The 1,769-nt window shown below is 52.5% G+C and carries 1 protein-coding gene and 2 pseudogenes; 1 reads left to right on the top strand and 2 read right to left on the bottom strand.

Annotated elements, in window-relative coordinates; all coding sequences use genetic code 11:
- Positions 1–547, top strand: a pseudogene (locus CSC94_RS24780) (hypothetical protein); the annotation flags it as partial.
- A 747-nt stretch (positions 548–1,294) separates the two neighbouring features.
- On the opposite strand, the gene CSC94_RS23885 reads toward CSC94_RS24780, so the two are convergent.
- Both CSC94_RS23885 and CSC94_RS24775 read right to left on the bottom strand, forming a co-directional pair.
- Positions 1,295–1,543 carry a hypothetical protein gene (locus CSC94_RS23885; protein WP_099308852.1) on the bottom strand — a complete coding sequence of 83 codons (249 nt, stop codon included), beginning with the start codon at positions 1,541–1,543 and terminating at the stop codon, positions 1,295–1,297.
- 12 nt (positions 1,544–1,555) lie between these two features.
- Positions 1,556–1,769, bottom strand: a pseudogene (locus CSC94_RS24775) (hypothetical protein); the annotation flags it as partial.

The raw sequence follows: 1,769 nt of genomic DNA, 5'->3' as shown, positions 1-1,769 counted from the left end.
TCTCGACAACGAGCGCCGTTTTTCGCTTCGCAGTCCAACGTTTGATGCTGTCGTCCATCGTCACACTCATCGCTACTCTCTCCTTTGTAGCATGAGCAGATTTTCACTGGGTCGATACAGGAATGCCCTCGCGTTCATCTTCGTCTGTCTTTCGATTGATGAGGCGGCAAGCTTTCACGAGATCCTCGCCGAACCGCTCCGGAACATGCTCGGCACGAGCGGTATTCTGTATTTTGCTTGGGTCATTCCTGGCGCTGCATTCGCTCTTGCTGTCGCAATCGTATTCATCCCATTCTTGTGCTCTCTTCCGCTTGCGACGGCGTTGCGATTTGTCGCGTCCGGGGCGATCTATGTAGGAGGGGCGTTAGGGATGGAACTTGTTGGCGGATACCTGGCCGATAATGGTTTGCTCGGGTCGCCACTGTATATGATTGTCTCAACGATCGAAGAAAGCATGGAGATGGTCGGTATGGCTCTCTTCTTCTCTGCAGCGCTCGATCATCTGGTTCAAACCCAACCTAATTGGCGACTGGGCAATTCGGGATAGTTGCCTCTAAGACCTCGTGGTAGCTATGGCCATACCGGTATAAATCTAACGGTTGATTGAAGATATCCACATTCAAAGATCGTATCGTGCAGCTTGGCAATACCGACACAGCACCCAATTGTCACTCATCACTTCTAGCCAAATTTTCTTGGCTTCTGACCTGAATGGGAGGGAAGGACATTTGCGATGGTTGTGCGCATTTAAAGCTGTTCGGTAGCGGTGAACAACATTGTGAGTATAACCAAGAGTGAGATTATTTTTCGATCGGAAACAAAAAAGAGCCGGTCTGATATCCCCCATCAGGATGTGCCACATCAGACCGGCTATTGCGGCCCCCTCGTTGACCGCGTGTAAGACTAGTTTCGACAAGATTTATAAATAATTCGTTGCCAGAACCTGGCTGCTAGAAAAATGATGCTGCCGACAAGGCGCCCTGACACTGGTCAAGGTACCAGATGCTGTATAATAGCCGAATTTGGCCATTGACCCTGCGAAGCGAGGCATTGTAGCTTTTAGAAGCGCAAGTCGCAGCACTCTTGTTTTGAGATTGCACCAGCCCGCCACAGAGCCAGACCCCCCACGCTGTGGCGGGCATTTTTTTGTCTGTGTTAGAGTGACCTTGGCCGCAGATGGCTGGGCGATCCAATCTCACCTTTAGGGTCGCGAAACAGATATTTGTGCGACGGAGGAAATACGGCTCTACGGAGCCTTATTCCCTGCCTCTCTCTGCGGACAGTTGCAGATTTCTCAGCAATCGTTCGCTGGCTCTTGCCGATAGCAGATACGGGCACGGGATCGATGCCTGTTCAGGAAGTGTCCTATTTGGATCGTGTCGGCCTCAATCCCGGTTTCTTCCATCCGTTCGGCATAAACGATTTCTGCGTCGCGACATTTCTTGAACACAGCCAGGCGTGCTTCCAACGCGTTCTCGATACCAACGCGATAGGGTTGCGTGCCCTTGTCGTTCCGAAGAACGAAGAACCAACCTTTCGCCATGATTCCTATCCCTTACGACGCCAGGCGGACGGTCACCAGCTTGTCCTTGATCTCCTTGAAGATCGATTCCAGCTGGTCGTGGTTCGGGCTGTCGAAGAAATGGTCGGTGCCGCTGGCGCAGCTCTGCAGCAGCGTCCCGGTCGCCATGTTCGGCTCTTCCAGCCGGATCGTGAAGATCTCGACGCCGTCATTCTTCGCATTCGTGCAGGCTGTCAGCGTCTGCGCG

The sequence above is a fragment of the Zhengella mangrovi genome (assembly GCF_002727065.1).
Lineage (GTDB): Bacteria > Pseudomonadota > Alphaproteobacteria > Rhizobiales > Rhizobiaceae > Zhengella > Zhengella mangrovi.
Note: the sequence above shows the minus strand (reverse complement) of the source record. Positions and strands in the feature narration are given on the sequence as shown.

What these genes read in the sequence shown, in the direction of transcription:
- CSC94_RS23885 (WP_099308852.1), bottom strand. Translation starts at nt 1,543, where the DNA reads ATGGCGAAAGGTTGGTTCTTCGTTCTTCGGAACGACAAGGGCACGCAA.